Source organism: Pseudomonas sp. Irchel 3H7, from assembly GCF_900187605.1.
GTDB lineage: Bacteria > Pseudomonadota > Gammaproteobacteria > Pseudomonadales > Pseudomonadaceae > Aquipseudomonas.
Window position 1 is genome coordinate 511,928 of record NZ_FYEA01000002.1, and the last position, 20,034, is coordinate 531,961.

The 20,034-nt window shown below is 58.9% G+C and carries 16 protein-coding genes; 9 read left to right on the forward strand and 7 right to left on the reverse strand.

Going from position 1 to position 20,034, the window contains the following annotated elements:
• Positions 1-30: 30 nt before the first annotated feature.
• Positions 31-954, reverse strand: coding sequence for a LysR family transcriptional regulator (locus CKW38_RS05635; RefSeq protein WP_095112123.1), 924 nt, complete (start codon positions 952-954; stop codon positions 31-33).
• A gap of 178 nt (positions 955-1,132) precedes the next feature.
• Here CKW38_RS05635 and CKW38_RS05640 point away from each other — a divergent pair, with 178 nt between their 5' ends.
• On the forward strand, positions 1,133-1,780 hold the full coding sequence (locus tag CKW38_RS05640; RefSeq protein ID WP_095112124.1) for a hydrolase: 648 nt from the start codon (positions 1,133-1,135) through the stop codon (positions 1,778-1,780).
• 176 nt (positions 1,781-1,956) lie between these two features.
• Entirely contained in the window at positions 1,957-2,208 is a 252-nt protein-coding gene (locus CKW38_RS05645; RefSeq protein WP_095112203.1) for a hypothetical protein, read from the forward strand.
• A 62-nt stretch (positions 2,209-2,270) separates the two neighbouring features.
• Here the strand turns inward: CKW38_RS05645 and CKW38_RS05650 are convergent, their stop codons facing one another.
• On the reverse strand, positions 2,271-3,569 hold the full coding sequence (locus tag CKW38_RS05650; protein ID WP_095112125.1) for a carbohydrate porin: 1,299 nt from the start codon (positions 3,567-3,569) through the stop codon (positions 2,271-2,273).
• A 105-nt stretch (positions 3,570-3,674) separates the two neighbouring features.
• The gene (locus CKW38_RS05655) at positions 3,675-6,080 is read right to left on the reverse strand and encodes a glucose/quinate/shikimate family membrane-bound PQQ-dependent dehydrogenase (protein WP_095112126.1); all 2,406 of its coding nucleotides are present in this window, start codon (positions 6,078-6,080) and stop codon (positions 3,675-3,677) included.
• Between the two features lie 373 nt (positions 6,081-6,453).
• Between CKW38_RS05655 and solA the strand changes: the two genes are divergently transcribed.
• Together solA and CKW38_RS05665 are read left to right on the forward strand one after the other, a co-directional pair.
• Entirely contained in the window at positions 6,454-7,632 is a 1,179-nt protein-coding gene (solA, locus tag CKW38_RS05660; RefSeq protein WP_095112127.1) for an N-methyl-L-tryptophan oxidase, read from the forward strand.
• On the forward strand, positions 7,629-8,408 hold the full coding sequence (locus CKW38_RS05665; RefSeq protein WP_095112128.1) for a MetQ/NlpA family ABC transporter substrate-binding protein: 780 nt from the start codon (positions 7,629-7,631) through the stop codon (positions 8,406-8,408). The genes solA and CKW38_RS05665 overlap by 4 nt, the downstream gene beginning before the upstream one ends.
• Before the next feature lie 43 nt (positions 8,409-8,451).
• Here CKW38_RS05665 and CKW38_RS05670 read toward each other — a convergent pair whose 3' ends face one another.
• Both CKW38_RS05670 and CKW38_RS05675 read right to left on the reverse strand, forming a co-directional pair.
• Positions 8,452-9,354, reverse strand: a complete 903-nt coding sequence (locus CKW38_RS05670; RefSeq protein WP_007913263.1) for a bestrophin family protein — start codon at positions 9,352-9,354, stop codon at positions 8,452-8,454.
• Positions 9,355-9,488: 134 nt separating this feature from the next.
• Complete coding sequence (locus CKW38_RS05675) at positions 9,489-10,301, reverse strand: DUF1206 domain-containing protein (protein ID WP_095112129.1); 813 nt, start codon at positions 10,299-10,301, stop codon at positions 9,489-9,491.
• A gap of 237 nt (positions 10,302-10,538) precedes the next feature.
• On the opposite strand from CKW38_RS05675, the gene CKW38_RS30145 reads away from it, so the two are divergent.
• Positions 10,539-11,036 (forward strand): hypothetical protein, encoded by a 498-nt coding sequence (locus CKW38_RS30145; RefSeq protein WP_176472288.1) that lies wholly within the window; start codon positions 10,539-10,541, stop codon positions 11,034-11,036.
• A 257-nt stretch (positions 11,037-11,293) separates the two neighbouring features.
• Here the strand turns inward: CKW38_RS30145 and CKW38_RS05690 are convergent, their stop codons facing one another.
• Both CKW38_RS05690 and CKW38_RS05695 read right to left on the reverse strand, forming a co-directional pair.
• Positions 11,294-12,547 carry an MFS transporter gene (locus CKW38_RS05690; protein WP_095112131.1) on the reverse strand — a complete coding sequence of 418 codons (1,254 nt, stop codon included), beginning with the start codon at positions 12,545-12,547 and terminating at the stop codon, positions 11,294-11,296.
• An 87-nt stretch (positions 12,548-12,634) separates the two neighbouring features.
• Complete coding sequence (locus CKW38_RS05695; RefSeq protein WP_095112204.1) at positions 12,635-13,540, reverse strand: LysR family transcriptional regulator; 906 nt, start codon at positions 13,538-13,540, stop codon at positions 12,635-12,637.
• Between the two features lie 97 nt (positions 13,541-13,637).
• Between CKW38_RS05695 and CKW38_RS05700 the strand changes: the two genes are divergently transcribed.
• The 4 genes from CKW38_RS05700 (at position 13,638) to CKW38_RS05715 (ending at position 20,009) form a co-directional block, all read left to right on the forward strand.
• A complete protein-coding gene (locus CKW38_RS05700) occupies positions 13,638-14,804 on the forward strand; it encodes an MFS transporter (protein ID WP_095112132.1) in 1,167 nt (388 codons plus the stop codon).
• A 58-nt stretch (positions 14,805-14,862) separates the two neighbouring features.
• Positions 14,863-15,489: a TetR/AcrR family transcriptional regulator gene (locus CKW38_RS05705; RefSeq protein WP_095112133.1), complete on the forward strand. Its 627-nt coding sequence runs from the start codon at positions 14,863-14,865 to the stop codon at positions 15,487-15,489.
• A 324-nt stretch (positions 15,490-15,813) separates the two neighbouring features.
• Positions 15,814-16,923, forward strand: a complete 1,110-nt coding sequence (locus CKW38_RS05710; RefSeq protein ID WP_095112134.1) for an efflux RND transporter periplasmic adaptor subunit — start codon at positions 15,814-15,816, stop codon at positions 16,921-16,923.
• Positions 16,920-20,009, forward strand: coding sequence for an efflux RND transporter permease subunit (locus tag CKW38_RS05715; RefSeq protein ID WP_095112135.1), 3,090 nt, complete (start codon positions 16,920-16,922; stop codon positions 20,007-20,009). The genes CKW38_RS05710 and CKW38_RS05715 overlap by 4 nt, the downstream gene beginning before the upstream one ends.
• Positions 20,010-20,034 lie beyond the last annotated feature (25 nt).

The following is a 20,034-nucleotide window of genomic DNA, read 5'->3' on the forward strand; positions in this document are numbered from 1 at the left end:
TCAATTCTCCTTTCATGGCTTCAGCTTTCTTCAGTTAAACGCCGGCGCTTCATCGTGATGTGACAGCGGCTGCACCGCGAGGTGCGGAGATTCGCCGAAGTACTCGATCAGCAGTTCGGTGAGCACGCGGATCTTGCGCGCGGGATGGGGGCCTGGCGCGCGGAGGAGGTAGGCACCGGCGGGGGGCGGTGGATGGTTGGTCATGATCGGCACGAGTGCACCCGTGGCGATGTGCTCGTGGGTGAGGCAATCGGGCAAGTAGGCGACGCCGAGACCGGCAACTGCGGCCGCAGCGAGCGCAGTGCCATTGTCAGCCTTGAAGCGTCCTTGCGGGCGAACGGTGATGACCTTGTCAGCCGCCATGAATTGCCAGGCTTCGGTGCCTTGCATGAGAGCCTGATGGGCTTGCAGTTCGTCCGGGGTTTCGGGGGCGCCGTGGGCTTTGATGTAGTCCGGGCTGGCGACGAGCTTGGTGTAGACCGGGCCGATACGCCTTGCGATCAAGTTGGAGTCCTGCAGATAACCCACGCGAATGGCGCAATCGTAGCCCTCGGTAATCAGGTCAACGAAGCGATCGCTGTAGCAGGTCTGCATGTGCAACTGAGGGTGACGGCGAGCCATTTCCGCCAGCACCGGGGCGAAGTGCGTCGGCCCGAACGACAATGGCACTGCTACTCGCAGGCGGCCACGCAGGGCGCCAGCGGGCAGGATGGTTTCCCTGGCGATATCGATTTCGCTGCAGACTCGGGCGGCGTAATCGCGGAACGTCGCGCCGGCCTCGGTGAGCGATGCGCCGCGCGTCGAGCGTGCCAGCAGTTGCACGCCCAGTTCTGCTTCAAGCCGGGCCAGCCGGCGGCTGACGATTGATTTCGAGACCCCGAGCCGCAGCGCAGCCTGTGAAATACCTCCGGCATCCGCTACTTCGACGAAGGTTTGCAGTTCTTCGATATCCATTTTTGCGTTCCCCTTGGCGCGACACAGTTCGCCTCGGGATGCTACTACTGCCGCGAATAGGGGAACAGCACAATGGGTTTTCCAGGCACGGCGTCACTCGCGTGCGTTCTGGAATCACAAACCGCACGGGCTCCGGCCGATTCACCCACGTGCGTTACCCAGACAAAAGGACCTGCAAATGGCAAGCGAAGCAATCCGCAACCCCCACACCGATCAACTGCTGACGCCCGAGAATTCAGCGTTGATCATCATCGACTATCAACCGGTTCAGGTGTCTTCGATCCGCTCGATGCCTCGCGATGAACTGGTCTTCAACATCACCAGCGTTGCGAAGGCGGCAGTCAACTACAACCTGCCGATCATCCACTCGACCGTGAATGTCGCGACCGGGCGCAACAAACCGCCGATTCAAGAGTTGCAAGCGGTGCTCGGCCATCTGCCCACCTATGACCGCACGTCGATCAACAGTTGGGAGGACACCGAGTTCAAGCAGGCAGTCAAAGCGCTCGGGCGCAAGAAACTGATCATGACCGCGCTGTGGACTGAAGCCTGTCTGACCTTCCCGGTGCTCGACGCGATCCAGGAAGGCTATGAGGTTTATGTGCCGATCGATGCGGTGGGCGGCACGTCGCCGGCCGCGCACGAGGCGGCGTTGCGCAGAATGGAACAGGCAGGTGCGAAGCTGATCAGCCGGGTGCAGATGTACTGCGAACTGCAGCGCGACTGGGCGCGAGAGGTGACCGTGCCGGGCTTTATGGGCGTGTTCGAAAACTTCGACGGATTCAATGCTGAAAAGGCACTTCAGGAGGCTGGCAACAAGGCCTGAGTAACGGGCCGTTGTTAAAGGTGGCGCTGGCAATCGCCGGCGCTGCCTTCATTTGGCCTGTTTCGAACGCCTGAAAATAATCTGAACCGCTGAAGGACCTGCTCGCCTAATGATTAGCTTGTGATCAATCGCACAGGCGATGTGCCAATACCGGCACACTCCGAGAGGTGGTCAACGTGGCTAAAGACGAAAAGAAAAGCAAAGACAAAGCTGACGCTTCGAAAGCCAGCAAGGATTTGAAGGACAAAAAGTCGTCACCTGCGAAGAAATCAGCAGCGGCTTCGGCGCTTTCAAAGTCCTCCGACAAGGACAAGAAAGACAAGAAGAAAGACGCCGAGCCGAAGAAATCTGCCAAGAAAGCCGATAGCAAGCCTGAGAACGCCAAAGATTCGAAGAAGGCTGACAAGCCGGCTAAAAAGAAAAAGTGATCTTGAAGACAATAAAAAACCCGGCATTCGAACCGGGTTTTTTATCGCCTGTAATCGGAAAGTCAGAGCGCCGCTTTCACCTGCAAGCCAAACACCAATGCATTGTCGATGTCCTGCCCGGAGAACGCGCCCGGCTCGATGATGTACTGCACATTCGGGCGCAGGGTCAGCCAAGGCGTTGCCTGATATCCGTAGCCGAGTTCGATCAATTGCTCGGCGCTGTCCAGGTTCGGGAACGCTGTGCCGTTGTTCAATGCAGCGTCTTGCAGCACGTCACGGCTGCGCGGGTTTGGCACGGCGCGTCCGTAACCCAGGGCGACGGTGTCACGCGGGCGACCTTCGAATGGTTTGTACAAAACCACCCCGGTGCCATACCACTTGCTGAACGGCGAAGCCGCTTCGCTGGCCGCCGAGTATTGGCCGAAGGCATGCAGGCTGCGGCCTTCGGAGGTCGGCGAGCGCCACACGGCTTGATCGACCAGCAGGTAATGACCGCCACGACCGGACACTTCGTCGTCGCTGCCAATGCGTTTTACATCAGAGCTGTCGTAGTAGTAGCCGAGCTTGTATTCGCCAGGCAGATCACCCGCGTGCTTGTACACCAACTCGATCGGCACCACGGTGCCGGTGGTGTGTTTTGGCCCAAGGTGCCAGGCGCGACTGGAGTTGCCGTTACTTTCCGGATCGACGTTGAACGCGGCCACGCGCAGTTGCCACGAGGACGACAGGTCGTATTTCACCCGCACACCGAGGTGGGCGTTGGGGTAGTTGGTCCAGCCGCTACCGCCGGACATGTTCAGCGGATGGCCGCAGAAACCGGCGTTCATGAAGTTGCACAGAATGCCGCTGTCGAGGCCACCGAGGTCGTTGCCCATGGCCATGTAACCGAGCTTCACGTTGAGCGCCGGGGTAAACAGGCTGCGCTCGTAACTCAGTTCGGTCAGTCGCGTGTACAGGCCGCCGTAGTTTTCCTGAATCGGCAGACGGTTGCCGACGAGGTCTTCCGAAGCGCTGTTGCCGCGGCGGTCGTTGATGGTCAACTGGACCTTGCCGGCATTGTCGACGCCGTACAGTTTGCTCAGATCGAACTGCACGCCGAGTTTGATGTTCTGCGAGTAGCGCGCCGAGCGATGCAAACCGCCGTCGGCGTTGTATGCCATTTCACCGCTGTAATCGCCGGTGAACTTGATGCCTTGTTCATCCATCTGGTGACGCAATCCACCCCAGTCACCGGTGAGAGTGCTGCGGGTCAACAGATCGGAATCGTTGTCGGCCAGCGCGGGGAGGGTGGTGGTGCATGCGACGCCCAGCAACAGGCCTTTGAACAGGTCGGAACGCGAAAAACGAACAGCCGATAGCATGTAAATCTTCCTGCAGAAAACTTGAGCAATAGGGGGGAAAGCAGCGCGGCACCCGAAGGTGCCGCGCTCAAAGCAAGCGTCCGCGTTTAACGTGGACGCAGTGGTTTACGGCAGGGCGTAAGCCATCACGTAGTCGCCGCGATCGGTCGACTGACGCGCACCACCGGCGGTGATGACGATGTATTGCTTGCCGGTTTTCGGCGAAACATAGGTCATCGGGCCGCCCTGACTGCCGACCGGCAGACGTGCTTTCCAGACTTCTTCACCGTTGCCGCTGTTGAACGCACGCAGGTAGAAGTCCTGAGTGCCGGCGATGAAGATCAAACCACCTTGGGTCGACAGGGTGCCGCCGAGGGTTGGCAGACCGATCTTGATCGGCAGGTGCATGCGGATGCCCAGTGGACCGGTGTCTTCAACAGTGCCGACCGGAACCTGCCAGGCGATTTTCTGGGTCTTCATGTCGATCGCGGTCAGCGTACCGAACGGCGGTGCCTGGCAAGGAATGCCGGCTACCGACAGGAAGCGGTTTTTGTTCACCGCGTAAGGCGTGCCTTTCAGCGGAACGGCGCCCATACCAGTGTTCAGCGCTTCGCCACCGCCAGCGGCCTGGCCTTTGTTCTGCGACGGGATCATCTGAATCCACAGGCCCAGACGCATGTCGTTGACGAAGATGAAACCGTGCACCGGGTCAGTGGAAATGCTGCCCCAGTTCATGCCACCCAGCGAACCCGGGAAGCTCAGCGATTTATCGGTACCCGGTGCGGTGTACAGACCGTCGTAACGCATGCCTTTGAAGTCGATGCGGCAGAGCAACTGATCGTACGGAGTGGCGCCCCACATGTCCGATTCGGTCAGGTGCTGAGCACCGATTTCTGGCATGCCTACCGATTTCGGCTGAGTAGGCGAGTACGGTTCGTTCGGGATGTTCGCCGCTTTGACCGGCACTTCTTTCACGTCGGTCAGCGGTTTGCCGGTTGCACGGTCGAGCACGTAAATCTGCCCGGCCTTGGTGCCGATGACCAGCGCCGGAACGGTTTTGCCGTCTTTGGTGAAGTCGATCAGGCTCGGCTGCATCGGCAGGTCGAAGTCCCAGAGATCGTTGTGCACGGTCTGGAATACCCAGCGTTCAGCGCCAGTCGTGGCGTCCAGCGCGAGGATCGACGCGCCGTAGGTGTGATCGAGTTTGCTGCGCTCGACACCATAGATGTCGGTCGACGAGCTGCCCATCGGCAGGAACACGGTGTTGGTCGCCGGGTCGTAGGACATCGGCGCCCAGCTGTTCGGCGTGCTGCGCACATAAGTGCTGCCGTCGGCCGGTGCGTTTTTATCCTGCGGGTTACCCGGGTCGAACGCCCAGCGCATGGCGCCGGTCATCACGTCGAAACCACGGATCACGCCGCCGGGCATGTCGGTTTGCACGTTGTCAGCTACGCGACCGCCAACTACCACAGTGGTACCGGCCATCAGCGGCGCGGACGACAGCTGATAGTAGCTGTCCGGGACATCACCCAGGCCAGCCTTCAGATCTACCTGACCGTTGTTGCCGAAACCCTGGCAGAACTCGCCAGTGTCAGCATCGACCGCGATCAAACGGGCATCAATGGTGTTGGTCAGCAGACGACGCTGGCAGTTGGCGGCCGGCGCAGGCTTGGCTTCGATGATCGACGAGTTGCTCGGCTGAGCAATCGCTTTGGTGGCGTCGAAATAGGCCATGCCACGGCAACGCTGCCAGACTTTCGACTGAGCGTTGATCGCGTTCTTCCACAGCTCTTTACCGGTGTCGGCATCGAGGGCAATCAGGTTGTTGTGCGGGGTGCAGATGAACACCTTGTTGCCGACCTGCAGCGGGGTGAGCTGGTCTTCGGCGCCGTTGCCATCGCTCTCGGCGACGTCACCGGTGTGGTAGGTCCACGCGACTTTCAGCTTGTCGACGTTGCTGCGGTTGATCTGGTCCAGCGCAGCGAAGCGGCTGCCACCTTCGGTATTACCGTAGTGCGCCCAGTCTTTCTGCGCCTTGTCCGACTCGACCGGAGTCAGGCCCGGGCCAGTGCCGGTTGCTGCCACGGTTGGATGGGCGACGAACATGTTGCCGGCCGCCACAACCACGCCGACCGCCAGCACCGCAGCCACGGCGTAAGCGCCGCGACCGGCAACGCCACCGTTGGCACGCTTGAGCAGCGGATAAACCAGCGCCACGACCAGGCCGATCACACTGAACATGAACAGGCGCGAGAACACCGGCCAGAACACCAGCCCGGCATCGCTCACCGCCCAGATCGCAGTTCCGACCAGGAACGCGGCAAACAGCCACGCGCCGGCAGGCTTGAAGCGCGCGATCAGCAGACCGGAAACGGCCATGACCAAGCCACCCACCAGGAAGTACCACGAGCCTCCCAGGCTGACCAACTTCACGCCGCCCGCAGCCAGCGCCAAGCCGAGCAGGGCGATGACGACGCCCAGCCCGATCAGAATGAATTTTGATATGCCCGAGAGGCGTTGACTCTGCTTCACGTTGAGTGTCCCGTTGAAATGAGGCGCGCATTATATAGTTAGGTAACTACCTAGTTAAATCACAAATTTCAACGTGAAGCGTAGTTCGCCGTTTTGACTCGCGCCTGCCGGGGACTCAGATGTGGAAATGTCTGTCGAAATGCGCACAAAAATAGCTGTTCTGTCAGATTGATTGTAAGTTGTGACAGGTATCGGATGCCGCGCCCTCAGGCGCAATTCATTTTCACCGGGTTGTAAATGCGACGAATAACCGCCCGTTAGCCCGTCCCAGAGCGGTTGATGGGCGCATCGAGCTATATGGATATGCTTTTTTAATCTTGGAATTCGCCACGGTTTACCGCTCAACTTGCGCCTTTTTGATAGGTGGCTATTTATGTCCGAGCGATGTGAGGTGGTGGTTCTGGGCTTGGGAGCGATGGGCGCAGCAACGGTTTATCAGCTGGCGAAAGCGGGGGTGAACGTTGTTGGTATTGATCGTCATCACCCGCCGCACAACCTCGGTTCCAGCCATGGCGATACTCGAATCACTCGGCTTTCGGTCGGCGAGGGCGCGCAATATGTGCCGATCGTGCGCAATTCTCATCGCATCTGGCGTGAGCTGGAGGCCCTGACCGGCGAGTCTTTGTTCGAGCAGTCGGGTTTGCTGGTGCTGACGTCGAGCGCCGAGTTCGATCCTGAAGATTCGACCGACTTCACCCTGCGCACCATCGGCCTAGCGCAGACTTACGGCATTGAGCACGAAGTCCTGTCCGCCGAACAGATTCGCCAGCGCTTCCCACAATTCGCCAACGTGCACGACTCGGCCATCGGCTATTTTGAACCGGGCGGAGGCTTCGTGCGCCCCGAGCGCTGCATCGATGTTCAGCTCAAATTGGCCGAGCAACACGGAGCGACACTCTACAAAGGCGAGACTGTCACCGGGATCAGCTCGAACGAGGAGGGTGTCACGGTCACCACGGACCGGCGCACGCTGTTTGCCAATAAGCTGGTGATCAGCGCGGGCAACTGGAACGGCGAGTTGCTCGGTGAGCCCTATCAGAATCTGCTCAGCGTTTACCGGCAGAAGCTGTTCTGGTTCGAGCTGGAAGAGAACGCCGGACTGGTCGGCCACTCACCGACGTTCATCTTCACCCACGGTCGCGGTGACGACAAAATCAACTACGGCTTTCCCGCGCTACCCGGCGAAAGCAGCATGAAAATCGCCACCGCGCAGTACCACACCTCAACGTCAGCGCAGGCCATTGACCGCACGGTTTCAGCGGCCGAAGCGCAGGATATGTACGAACACCAGGTCCACGAGCGCATCGCTGGTGTGACCTCTAAAGTGCTCAAGACTGCGGTTTGCGCCTACACCGTGACGCCAGACCGGCATTTCATCATCGACGAGCATCCGTCGCTGCAACACACCCTGTTCGTCTCTGCGTGCTCCGGGCACGGCTTCAAACATTCCGCCGCGCTCGGCGAAGCATTTGCCCAGTGGTGCATGCGCGGCTCGAGCGACCTGGATCTGTCCTCTTTCTCCCTAAAACGCTTCGAAGGAAAACTATCGTGAAACGCGTCGCGCTCTCCGTAGCACTGCTGGTCGCCGCCATGGGCAATGCCTATGCCGAAACCCTGAAAATCGCCGTGGTGCCTGTGCCCCACGCCGAGATTCTGGAGTTCTTGAAGCCGGAACTGGCCAAGGAAGGGGTGACGCTGGATGTCAAAGTCTTCTCCGACTACATTCAACCCGACCGGCAGACCGATGAAGGCTTGCTCGACGCCAATTACTTCCAGAGCAAACCGTATTACGAGGCCTACAAAAAAGACCGCCCGAGCAGCGACCAAGTGCCGATCGTCGCCGTGCACATCGAACCGTTCGGTGCCTACTCGAAGAAGATCAAAAACATCAGCGAACTCAAGGATGGCGCGACCATTGCCATTCCCAACGACCCGACCAACTCCGGTCGGGCGCTGCTGCTGATCGCCAAACAAGGCCTGATCACCCTGAAGGATCCTGACAACATCATGGCCACGCGCCTGGATATCGTCAGCAATCCCAAGCATCTGAAGTTCCAGGAGCTCGAAGCGGCTATGCTGCCGCGGGTGTTGAATCAGGTCGACATGGCGTTGATCAACGCCAACTACGCGCTGGAAGCCAAACTGGTGCCGCACAAAGACGCGCTGTTTATCGAAAGTTCGGAATCGCCGTACGCCAATTATCTGTACGTGCGTCGCGACAAGGCCAACGCGCCGGCGGTGCAGAAACTCGGCGCATTGCTTAACTCACCGCAAGTGAAGCAGTTCATTCTTGAGCGTTATCACGGTGATGTGGTGCCGGCGTTCTGACGCCGTCGGGAGCCGCCAGAAATGCTGACGGCTCCCGACATCCTCAAGCGATCTCTTCAAACCTGCGCACATCGCCCAAGGAATCACGCTGCATCGACTGCAGGTTTTTTTCGATGGTTTCACACAGCGCTTCCATCTGAATCTGATGCTCGCTGTGGCGAAACGGACTTTGCAGGTCGGTGCCGATGCGTTCGATGGCCAGCAGCATAAAACCCACCACGGTCGAGGCCAGCGGCGTGAACCAGCCCAACGATTCCACCAGTCCGACCGGGACGATCAGGCAGAACAGCGAAATAAACAGCCGTGGAAAATACACATAAGGGTAGGGCAGCGGTGTATTGGCAATCCGCTCCATGCCGCCCTGACTGTTGGACAAATCCACCAGCGTCGATTCCAGCCGCGCCAGGCGAATGCTGTCCAGACGTCCGGCCTTGTATTCCCGTGCAAGCAAAGTCGCGGAACCGGTGAGGATGTCATTGGCAAAGTTGTTGGTCGTGCCGCTGCGGGCAAACTCATCGGCGGGAATAAACGCGCGGACTTCCTCAGGGCAAGGCTGGCCTTGCAGATGCGCGGCGAGGCAATTCACATAAGCGACGTGGCGGCGCAACAGGGTCGACTTGACCGGATTGACCTCGCCATCGGGATCATCCAGCAGCGTCAGCACCTGGCGGGCGAAGCTGCGTGAATTGTTGATCATCGAACCCCACAACGTGCGTGCTTCCCACCAGCGGTTGTAAGCACTGCTGTTGCGAAAACTGATCAGCACGATCAATGCCGAACCCAATAACGTCAGGGGCATCAATGGCAGATTCAGTTTGGCGTTGAGGAACAGCATGAAGTCGACGGTGACGGCGATGTCCCAGAGCAGCAGCCAGAACAACGCCCAGCCGACATAGCCCAGGGTCTTGATGATCAAACGGTATTTTCTGACGATGGCAGCTTTCAAACGGAAACCTCGTGGCGAGCGGTAAGCGTTAACGCCTTAGCTCGGACGCTGTTTTCGGGGGAAAGGTTCGGTCAATAGTCTGGCAATCGGCGTCTCGACTAGTCCGGGGTGATCATCGCCAAAGGCGTTACACCCTACGTTCTCGCTACGCCCGGCACATCCATATTGATCTTGCGCCAGAAAGCTTCCGACAAACTGTAGACCGAGAAGGCAATCAGCCCCAACGCCATCACCATCAAGATCAGCCAGCCAGCGGGCAGATTCTGCAGCGCATCGAGCGCTTCCTTCATTCCAGGTGGATCCATGGCTTGATAGGTGGAGCCGCTGACTGCCAGAAGCAATGCAATCTCGATAAACACCACTCCGCGCGCTATCAGACCAAAACGGGAGACCGGGCGGACGTAGCGCATGACATCCTCGTCGGCCTCGAAATACTTCTCGAACGACGCTTTCCATCCTTTGAAGATGTGAGCAATGCCGACCCCAAGCGGAACGAGGGCGATCAGGTACACCAGCCAGTTCGAATGTTCCCAGGACAGCAGATGCGCCAGCCAGTCTTTGGTTTGTCCTGCGGAATTGCCCGAGCTTTTAATCCCGCTGATGAGCAGGCCCAATGCGAAGAACGCCAGAGCACCGTTGACCAAGCCTCCGACAAACAGCCCTGTGCGAATCACCAGACCTTTGAGTTGTTTGCCGTGATGATCAACATCACGCGCTGCCTGCAGGACACGCCAGGCGGCGAATGACAGCAGTCCCGCCACAACAAGTCCCACCAGAAAATAGCCGAATGGCTGGCTTAGCAACGCCTCCAGACTCTTGTGGCTGTCCTTTGGTTTGGTCGAGTCATGAGCTGCGAGCAACGCGAAGATACCGATGATCAAATACAGCATTCCCCGGGCGGCGTAGCCTCCCCGAGCGAGGATGACAAGGTTGTGTTGCGCGGACATGGGACGTATTCCTGAGAGGTCATAGGAGAGCAGACCCTTCTTGCCGGGAGGGGTTCTATGAGCCGTCAAAACACTGCAGGGGCTTAGAGATCGAGAACGTCCTGCGAGCCCTGCTCAAGTCATACTCGCTGCCCCCAGAATCGGGCCTGCACAGTGACTTCCGTCTGTCGCAGGACTTGAACCATAAGGGGCGGATTGCGTCTTAACTTTCGCGAAATCAACCCTATGGAAGCAATCATGCTTTTGAAGAATAAGAGTCTCCTTGCTGTCATGTCCTGCGCCATGATGCTTGCAGCCGCCCCATTACTCCCTGCTGACATCTCTGTCATGAACTCTGCCTACGCGAAGGACGGTGGTGGTGGTGGTGGTGGCAATGGCGGCGGTGGTGGCAACGGCGGCGGCAATGGTGGTGGTAACGGCGGTGGCCATGGCGGCGGTACGGGTGGCGGTCATAGCGGTTCAGATCACGGAAGTGCCAATAGCAACGGCCGTGGCAATGGGCTCAGTAGTGATCATGCCGGCAAAGCCGTACGCGACCATGGCGAAAGCGGGAACCACTATGGCAGTGATCGCAATGGTGACAGCGGTCACGGCTCAACGACTTCAGGCGTCGCCCATTCCAAAGATACGCGCGGCGTGACCAAAGCGACTGCCATCTCCGACACGACACCAGGGGATCACAATTCGAAAGGGTTGAGCAAAGCTGGAGCGTCGACAGCAAAGAAATCACACTGATCCGCTATTTCTCTGCAACACCCACTGTAAATAAAGAGGGCGTCTGAAAAGGCGCCCTTTTTTATGCATTCGCACAAAGGTCGCTTGTGGAATCAATTCCTCCACGCCGGATAATGAACACTGGGACAACCCTGGCTCCCGTGCGAATTGCCCGGTCGTTGGCCCAGAAATGGAATCAGTTGGTCGCCAGGGCTGAGTACCTTGAGTGACTTCTCCAGGACATCGACGCCTTGAGTGAGCAATATCTCAACCGAATTTCATGGACTCATGATCGCAGCCAGTTTCGGATGGTTTTTCGCGTAATACAGCTCTGACTCGGCGTCATCTTCCAGGAAGTGCCATATCTTTTTTGATCGCACGGAATACATGACGATAATCAGAAATACCCCGAGATAAAGCCACATCAAACTGGTTGCGCCGGATCTGGACATGATGGCGCCCGTCATCATGAATGAAACCGAACTTCCTAGCTGACTGATCACTAACGTGGATGCCATTAGTCGTACGCGTACGCCGGATGGGATCGACATGAGCCTCTTGTCCATTCCGACCATCGTAATGCATGCACTCGCTGCCCCGGCGAAAAACAGGCAAGTACTCAACTGCCAGATTTCGTCGGCTTGCGTCGCGGCACAGAGTGCAAACGTTAATAGGGCCCAACATCCAAGATACTTGTCGCGCTGATTTTCCTTTTTGGTAATCAGCGGGCTTAAAAAGAACAAGCCTGCAACGGCTCCACCCGCGAATACCGCATTGAACAGGCCAACGCTACCTTCAGCTAGACCCCGGGTGTGTATGAGCGCTGGCACCAGCATCGGTACGGTCGCGGTAACGGCCAGACCAAGCAGTAATCCGGAAAACGTCAAAAATTGTTCTGGCGGTAGAACGCATTTGAGTTTAAGCCCCAAGAGCATGTCATTAACAAGATCGGCTGATGATTTTCCGGGTTGCAGGGAAGGGGCTGCACTCACCGGTAACGCCATGGCTAAAACCACAATGAGTAATCCCACTATCGACACGAATAGCAGCGAGATTTCCAGTGAATAAACCGTAATTACGATACCCGCCAACAAAGGTCCAGCAACCCGGCCGACAGTAACAACGATGCGCCGGACGCGAAATGCAGCCTCCGCACGATGTTTATCAACAGTCTCCGCAGGATAGATGCCCAAAAGAGGCTGGATCATTCCAAATGCTGATGCAGCGATCACATCGATCAGTATCAGCGCATCAAGCGAATACCAGTTTGTGGCAAAAAAGTATCGCAAGACACTCGCAATCAATAGCGCAAAACAGCCGACCTTAAGCGCCGTACTGCGGCGCATCGATTCAGCCCGCGGCGCGAGGCACAACATTGAAATGATCGCCGCGAGCGCGAGCGCTGTTTCGTATGCCGCCAGCTCCAGCAGACTTCCTCGCTGCACGATAATCAGCGGTAGCGTCGTATTCCAGCAGCCGAGGTAGATCCAAAGTAACAAGTCCAGGCAAAGATACTTTCGAAATGTACTCAAAGGGTGACTTCCTTGTTCCGCACCTTGTGTTTGGGATGTCATTCGCACGCGCCGAATTATCCGCAATACAACTGCGCAAATATCAGCTTATACCTGCGCTGACATCCGATGATTCTCCAGCAAGAAGTCCACGAACAAGCGCACCCGCGCCGGCATCGCCGCGCCACCGACGAACACCGCATGAATCGGTTCCTGATCCCCCGGGTTCCAGTCTTGCAACAGCGCAATCAGGTCGCCACGCTGCAGATCCTCACTCACGCTGAACTCTCCGATACGGGCAATGCCGGCGCCCACTCGCGCGAATTGTGCCAGCGCCTCGCCGCTGCTGCATTCGATGTTGCCGCTGACCTTCAGGGAAAACGCTTTGCCATCGCGGATGAATGGCCAGTTGGGTTCGGCACGCTTGAAATTGAAGCGCAGGCAGTTGTGCTGGAGCAGGTCTTCCGGTTCCTGCGGGACTCCGTGGCGCTGCAGATACTCGGGCGATGCCACCGCGACCTGGCCGGTGGTGCCGATCCTGCGTGCGGTCAGCGGGCTGTCGGGCAGATGGCCGAAGCGCACCGCGACGTCGGCCTGCCCGCCGAGAATGTCGACCACTTCGTCGCCGAGGGTTAGGTCGACGACGATGTTCGGGTAACGGGCGCTGAAGGCTGCGACCAAGGGCACGATGGCCAGGCGTCCATGACCAAGGGCGGCACTGACCCGCAATCGCCCCTTGGGCACGCCCTGGTCGGCGATGGCTTCTTCGACCTCGTCCATGTCGGCGAGGATACGCCGGGCGCCGCGCAGGAACGCTTCGCCCTCGGCCGTGAAGGTAATTGCTCGGGTGGTGCGCAACAGCAGGCGAGTGCCAAGCCGTTGCTCGGTGCGCGCAATGATCCTGCTGACTGCCGAAGGTGTCAGGCCCAGTGTACGCGCGGCAGCCGACAGACTGCCTTCCTGCGCCACGGTGGTGAACACGCTCATTTCACCTGACCTGCCGTTGAAATCCACCACTTGTGCCTCCTACGCAAAGGTGATTGCCAAAAATGCTATCTACCGCCTGAAAAGACGGGATCGTAGCATTGGCGGCATAGATAAGGAGTTTTCCATGCGTATCAATCCACCACTTGTTGCACTCGCCATCGGTGCTTTCGGCATCGGCGTTACAGAGTTCGCCCCCATGGGCATGTTGCCGGGTATCGCTGCGGATCTGGGTGTTTCCATTCCCGCTGCCGGTTTGCTGGTCAGTGCATATGCGTTGGGCGTATTGCTCGGCGCACCACTGATGACTCTGACCACCGGCAAGATTCCCCGGCGCTATCTGCTGATCGGGCTCATGGCGATTTTCACCCTGGGTAACCTGATGTCAGCGTTGGCCACCGATTACTACAGCCTCATGGTTGCCAGGGTCGTGACTTCCTTGAACCACGGTGCGTTTTTTGGCGTTGGCTCAGTCGTCGCCGCCACCCTGGTCGCCCCGGAGAAACGTGCCGGAGCAGTTGCGGCGATGTTCATGGGCCTGACGCTGGCGACCATCGGCGGTGTGCCGCTGGCCGCCTGGTTTGGCGAACTGTTCGGTTGGCGTACGGCTTTCTGGGGGATTACCGGCCTCGGCGTGGTGACGATGGTCGCGTTGTGGTTCGCCTTGCCCAACGTGCGGGCGCCGCAAAGCGTCGGTGTCATGGCGGAAATCCGCGTATTGGGGCGCGTCCCGGTGCTGGCCGCGCTGGCCCTGACCGTCGTCGGCTCGAGTGCAATGTTTACCGTCTTCACCTACATCGCACCGATCCTCAGCAGCGAGACCCATGCGTCCACCGCCTTCATCACCGCCATGCTGATGCTTTACGGTGTCGGTTTGACACTGGGCAACATGTGGGGCGGCAAGGCTGCTGACCGCTCGATAGATCGCACCCTGATCGTCTCGTTGAGCGTGCTGATTGTGGTCTTGTTGGCGTTCACCGTACTGATGCGCTGGCCGCTGCCGGCCGCCGTGGCCATTCTGATCTGGGGTATTGCCAGCTTCGCCCTGGTGCCGCCGCTGCAGATGCGTGTGATGGAAGCGGCGAAGGACGCGCCCAATCTGGCCTCGGCGGTGAACATCGGCGCCTTCAACTTCGGCAATGCGATTGGTGCGGCGCTGGGCGGCGCGGTGATCAGCAGCGGGCTGGGTTATCCGGCGATCTCCTTGGCCGGCGCGGCAATGGCGGGCCTGGGGTTGCTGATGGTGTTGGCTTTTGCGTGGCGCTCCAGAACGGTTGAAGCCGCCGTGGTGTAACACGTTCAACAATGCTCGGCGAGTTGTCAGTATTCGAGAGGATGAGTAAGCTGCCCCCATGAATCAGCCATCCCTATCTACCTCCTCGCCGAGCACTCGCGGCCCCGCCGAACACGACATTCGTGACCAGATTGTCGCCGCGGCCAATGAGCACTTCAGCCAATACGGCTACGGTAAAACCACGGTTTCCGACCTGGCCAAGGCCATCGGTTTTTCCAAGGCCTACATCTATAAGTTCTTTGATTCCAAGCAGGCGATTGGCGAGGCCATTTGCGCCAACTGCTTGGGCCAGATCGCTGCAGCAGTCGAACAAGCGGTTAATACCGAAGAGGTTTCAGCGACCGAGCGTTTGCGCAGATTGGTCAAAACCGTGATTGCCACCGGCGTGGACCTGTTCTTCAACGACCGCAAGCTATACGACATCGCGGCGTTTTCCGCTTCGGAGCGCTGGAACAGTGCGCAAGTGTATGAAGCGCAGATCAAGGGTTTTATCCTCGATATCGTGCGCCATGGTCGAGAAGCGGGGGAGTTCGAGCGCAAGACGCCGCTGGACGAGACGGTCGAGGCGATCAATCTGGCGTTGCGACCTTTCGTCAACCCGCTGCTGTTGCAACACAATCTGGATCTGATCGAACAAGCGCCCACGCTGACCACCAATCTCATCCTGCGCAGCCTCATGCCTTGACCCTTCCCTGAGCAGAATTTTCAGGCGAGTCAATTCAAGGCGACATCCTCTTATCATGGTTCCTGTTCCCTGCACATGAGCGGCGGGAGAGCTATACATTCAACTGGAAGTGACCATTATCGGAGTTGGTCATATGAGTGATATGGCTACATACAAGTCTAGATGCCAGGTGACCTAGCAATAGCGAGTCAGGCCCGTCAGTCGATCCGTAGTCCGATGTTGCTGATGGCCAGGATGCAGTTATTTCTCAGGTTGTGACCATTGACGATGTTGGTCACAAGGCTGAGAATATGATGATCATCCTATTCCTCAGTAAGGGAATCTATGCGCCGGCTCCGACCTTTCCCCATTGCCGCATGCTTGCTGCCTCTCGCCCTGAGCGCCTGCGGCGAATCTTCCAGCGTTGCAGATCCCCGTACCCAGGCGCCGCTTGTCAGATCCGCTGCGGTTCAAGCGTCACCCGATGTCGCTCGTTCTTTCACCGGAGTGGTCGCGGCGCGCGTTCAGGGCGACTTGGGTTTTCGCGTGTCGGGCAAAGTGCTCGAACGTCTGGTTGATACGGGGGAGGTCGTCAAGCGAGGGCAGCCGCTGATGCGTCTTGACCCGATCGACCTTGGACTGCAAGCGCGGGCGCAGCAGGCGGCGGTCATAGCGGCTCGCGCCAGCGCCAAACAGACAGCCGACGACGAGGCTCGCTATCGCAAACTGGTCGGCGTTGGCGCCATTTCGGCATCAGCCTACGACCAGTACAGAGCCGCTGCGGAGACTGCAAAGGCGCAGCTCAACGCCGCGCAGGCGCAAGCGGACGTAGCGAGTAACGCTTCAGGTTATGCGTTGCTGGTTGCTGATGCGGACGGCGTGGTAGTGGAAACACTCGCTGAACCTGGACAAGTCGTAAGCCCGGGACAACCGGTGGTTCGACTGGCGCGCGCAGGTCAGCGCGAAGCCATCGTGCATCTGCCCGAAACGTTGCGTCCGGCAGCCGGTTCCACCGCACAAGCCAGCCTCTACGGGGTCAATTCAGCGGCGGTGACGGCAAAACTGCGGCTGCTTTCGGACTCCGCGGACCGCACGACGCGCACATTCGAAGCGCGCTATGTGCTTGAGGGGCCGCTGGCCAATGCGCCGATCGGTGCGACTGTCACCCTCAGCATTGCCGAGGGCGCCACACAGACACAGGCGTTACAAGTCCCCATCGCCGCGATTTACGACCCGGGCAAAGGACCCGGTGTGTGGGTGATCACCGGAACACCGGCAAAGGTGGCTTGGCGAGCGGTTAAGGTGCTGGGGTTGAGCGATGATTCGGCGCGCATCGCCGGCGACCTCACTGCCGGTGAGCAGGTTGTAGCGTTGGGCGCCCATCTGCTGCGCGATGGCGAAGAGGTGCGATTGCCACAGCAGAGCGAAGCCAGCGTTGCCGGGAGTCGCCCATGAGCCAGGGGCGCTTCAACCTTTCGGCCATCGCGGTTCGTGAGCGGGCGATCACCGTGTTCCTGATCTTTCTGATTGCCGTTGCGGGGACGTTGTCGTTCTTTCAACTGGGACGTGCGGAGGATCCACCGTTTACGGTCAAACAGATGACGGTCATTACCGCGTGGCCCGGTGCGACTGCGCAAGAGATGCAGGATCAGGTCGCCGAACCCCTTGAAAAGCGCCTGCAAGAACTCAAGTGGTACGACCGCTCGGAAACCTACACTCGCCCTGGACTGGCGTTCACGATGGTGTCGTTGCTCGACAGCACGCCGCCGTCGCAAGTGCAGGAAGAGTTCTATCAAGCACGCAAGAAGCTCGACGATGAAGCCATCAGGCTGCCGGCCGGTGTTATCGGGCCGATGGTCAACGATGAGTTTTCCGACGTGACCTTCGCGCTGTTCGCCTTGAAAGCCAAGGGCGAGCCGCAGCGCTTACTGGTGCGTGATGCCGAAGCCATGCGCCAGCGTCTGCTGCATGTGCCGGGGGTGAAGAAGGTCAACATCATCGGTGAGCAAGCCGAGCGCATCTACGTTTCATTTTCCCATGACCGCTTGGCGACCCTCGGCCTGTCACCGCAGGACATCTTCGCCGCGCTGAACAGTCAGAACGTGCTGACGCCTGCCGGCTCCATCGAAACCAGTGGGCCGCAGGTGTTTCTGCGTCTCGACGGTGCTTTCGACAAGGTGCAGAAAATTCGCGATACGCCGGTCTCCGTGCAGGGCCGGACACTCAAGCTCTCTGATGTGGCCACGGTTGAACGCGGTTACGAAGACCCGGCGACTTTTGTTGTGCGCAATAACGGCGAAGACGCGCTGCTACTGGGTGTGGTGATGCGCGAGGGCTGGAACGGTCTCGATCTGGGTAAGGCGCTGGATGCGGAGACCGCGCGGATTAATGCGGAAATGCCATTGGGCATGACCCTCGCCAAAGTCACCGACCAGGCGGTCAATATCGACTCCGCTGTCGGCGAGTTCATGGTCAAGTTTTTTGTCGCGCTGCTGGTGGTCATGCTCGTGTGCTTTCTGAGTATGGGCTGGCGGGTCGGGGTGGTGGTCGCTGCCGCTGTGCCGTTGACCCTAGCGATCGTGTTCGTGGTGATGGCCGCCACCGGCAAGAACTTTGATCGCATTACCCTCGGGTCATTGATTCTCGCGCTCGGGCTGTTGGTCGATGACGCGATCATCGCCATTGAAATGATGGTGGTGAAAATGGAGGAAGGCTACGACCGCATCAAAGCGTCCGCGTATGCCTGGAGCCACACGGCGGCGCCGATGCTGTCCGGTACGTTGGTGACGGCAATCGGCTTTTTGCCCAACGGTTTCGCGCAGTCGACTGCCGGTGAGTACACCAGCAACATGTTCTGGATTGTCGGCATCGCGCTGATCGCGTCCTGGGTTGTCGCGGTGGCGTTCACCCCGTATCTGGGCGTGAAGTTGTTGCCGGACATCAAGAAGGTCGAAGGTGGCCACGCGGCGATCTACAATACGCCGAATTACAACCGTTTCCGCCGGCTGCTGACCGCGGTGATTGCTCGCAAATGGCTGGTGGCAGGTACGGTGGTCACGCTGTTTTTCGTTGCGGTTCCAGGCATGGGGCTGGTGAAGAAGCAGTTTTTTCCGACCTCTGACCGCCCCGAGGTGATGATCGAGGTGCAGATGCCCTACGGCACTTCGATCGAGCAGACCAGCGCCACGGCCGCCAAGGTCGAAGCCTGGTTGCAAAAGCAGGATGAGGCCAAAATCGTCACCGCCTATATCGGCCAGGGTGCGCCACGTTTCTTCCTGGCGATGGCGCCAGAACTGCCCGATCCTTCTTTTGCCAAAATCGTGGTGCTCACGGACAGTCAGGAAGCACGCGAAACCCTCAAGTTACGGCTGCGCGAAGCAGTTGCCGAAGGCCTAGCGCCGGAGGCCCGTGTCAGGGCCACGCAAATTGTCTTTGGTCCTTATTCGCCGTTCCCGGTTGCCTACCGGGTGATGGGGCCTGATCCGGCGAAGCTACGCGATATCGCCGAGCAGGTTCGCGGCGTGCTGAAAGACAGCCCGATGATGAGAACAGTGAACACTGACTGGGGACCGCTGACCCCGACCTTGCATTTCAGTCTCGATCAGGACCGCCTGCAAGCAGTGGGGCTGACCTCGAATGCGGTTGCCCAGCAACTGCAGTTCCTGCTGAGCGGAGTACCGATAACGGCGGTTCGCGAGGATATTCGTTCTGTGCAAGTCGTCGGGCGTGCGGCGGGCAATATCAGGCTCGACCCGGCGCAAATCAAAGGTTTCACCCTGGTCGGCGCGGCGGGACAACGCATCCCTTTGTCGCAGATCGGCGAGGTCGATGTGCGCATGGAGGATCCTATTCTGCGACGCCGTGACCGCACGCCAACCATCACCGTGCGTGGCGACATTGCCGAAGGTTTGCAGCCTCCGGATGTGTCGGGTGCGATCCTCAAGGAGTTGCAGCCGATCATCGAAACACTGCCTTCCGGTTACCGGATCGAGCAGGCGGGTGCCATCGAGGAGTCCTGCAAAGCGGGCAAGGCAATCTTGCCCCTGCTGCCGATCATGATCGCCATGACGTTGCTGATCATCATGGTGCAGGTGCGTTCGATCGCGGCGATGATCATGGTCTTCCTCACCTCGCCGTTAGGCTTGATTGGAGTGGTGCCGACGCTGCTGATCTTCAATCAGCCGTTTGGCATCAATGCGCTGGTCGGGTTGATTGCGCTGTCGGGAATCCTGATGCGCAATACGCTGATTCTGATCGGGCAGATCCATCACAACACGCTGGAAGGACTGGACCCGTTCCACGCTGTGGTCGAAGCCACGGTGCAACGTGCGCGACCGGTCCTGCTGACGGCACTGGCGGCCATCCTGGCTTTCATTCCCCTGACACACTCGGTGTTCTGGGGCACGCTGGCTTACACCCTGATTGGCGGCACATTCGTCGGCACCATCATGACGCTGGTGTTCCTGCCGGCGATGTATTCCATCTGGTTCAAGATCCGCCCTGAGCACAAGGTTCAGACTGAAACAGTCAGACTGGCGTAGTGACAACGCCTGCAATCGAGGCCCG

Coding starts and splice junctions, on each gene's coding strand:
- CKW38_RS05650 (WP_095112125.1), bottom strand. CDS start 3,569: ATGCTATCGGCTGTTCGTTTTTCGCGTTCCGACCTGTTCAAAGGCCTG.
- CKW38_RS05705 (WP_095112133.1), top strand. CDS start 14,863: ATGAATCAGCCATCCCTATCTACCTCCTCGCCGAGCACTCGCGGCCCC.
- CKW38_RS05635 (WP_095112123.1), bottom strand. CDS start 954: ATGGATATCGAAGAACTGCAAACCTTCGTCGAAGTAGCGGATGCCGGA.
- CKW38_RS05675 (WP_095112129.1), bottom strand. CDS start 10,301: ATGTCCGCGCAACACAACCTTGTCATCCTCGCTCGGGGAGGCTACGCC.
- CKW38_RS05700 (WP_095112132.1), top strand. CDS start 13,638: ATGCGTATCAATCCACCACTTGTTGCACTCGCCATCGGTGCTTTCGGC.
- CKW38_RS05715 (WP_095112135.1), top strand. CDS start 16,920: ATGAGCCAGGGGCGCTTCAACCTTTCGGCCATCGCGGTTCGTGAGCGG.
- CKW38_RS05710 (WP_095112134.1), top strand. CDS start 15,814: ATGCGCCGGCTCCGACCTTTCCCCATTGCCGCATGCTTGCTGCCTCTC.
- solA (WP_095112127.1), top strand. CDS start 6,454: ATGTCCGAGCGATGTGAGGTGGTGGTTCTGGGCTTGGGAGCGATGGGC.
- CKW38_RS30145 (WP_176472288.1), top strand. CDS start 10,539: ATGCTTTTGAAGAATAAGAGTCTCCTTGCTGTCATGTCCTGCGCCATG.
- CKW38_RS05640 (WP_095112124.1), top strand. CDS start 1,133: ATGGCAAGCGAAGCAATCCGCAACCCCCACACCGATCAACTGCTGACG.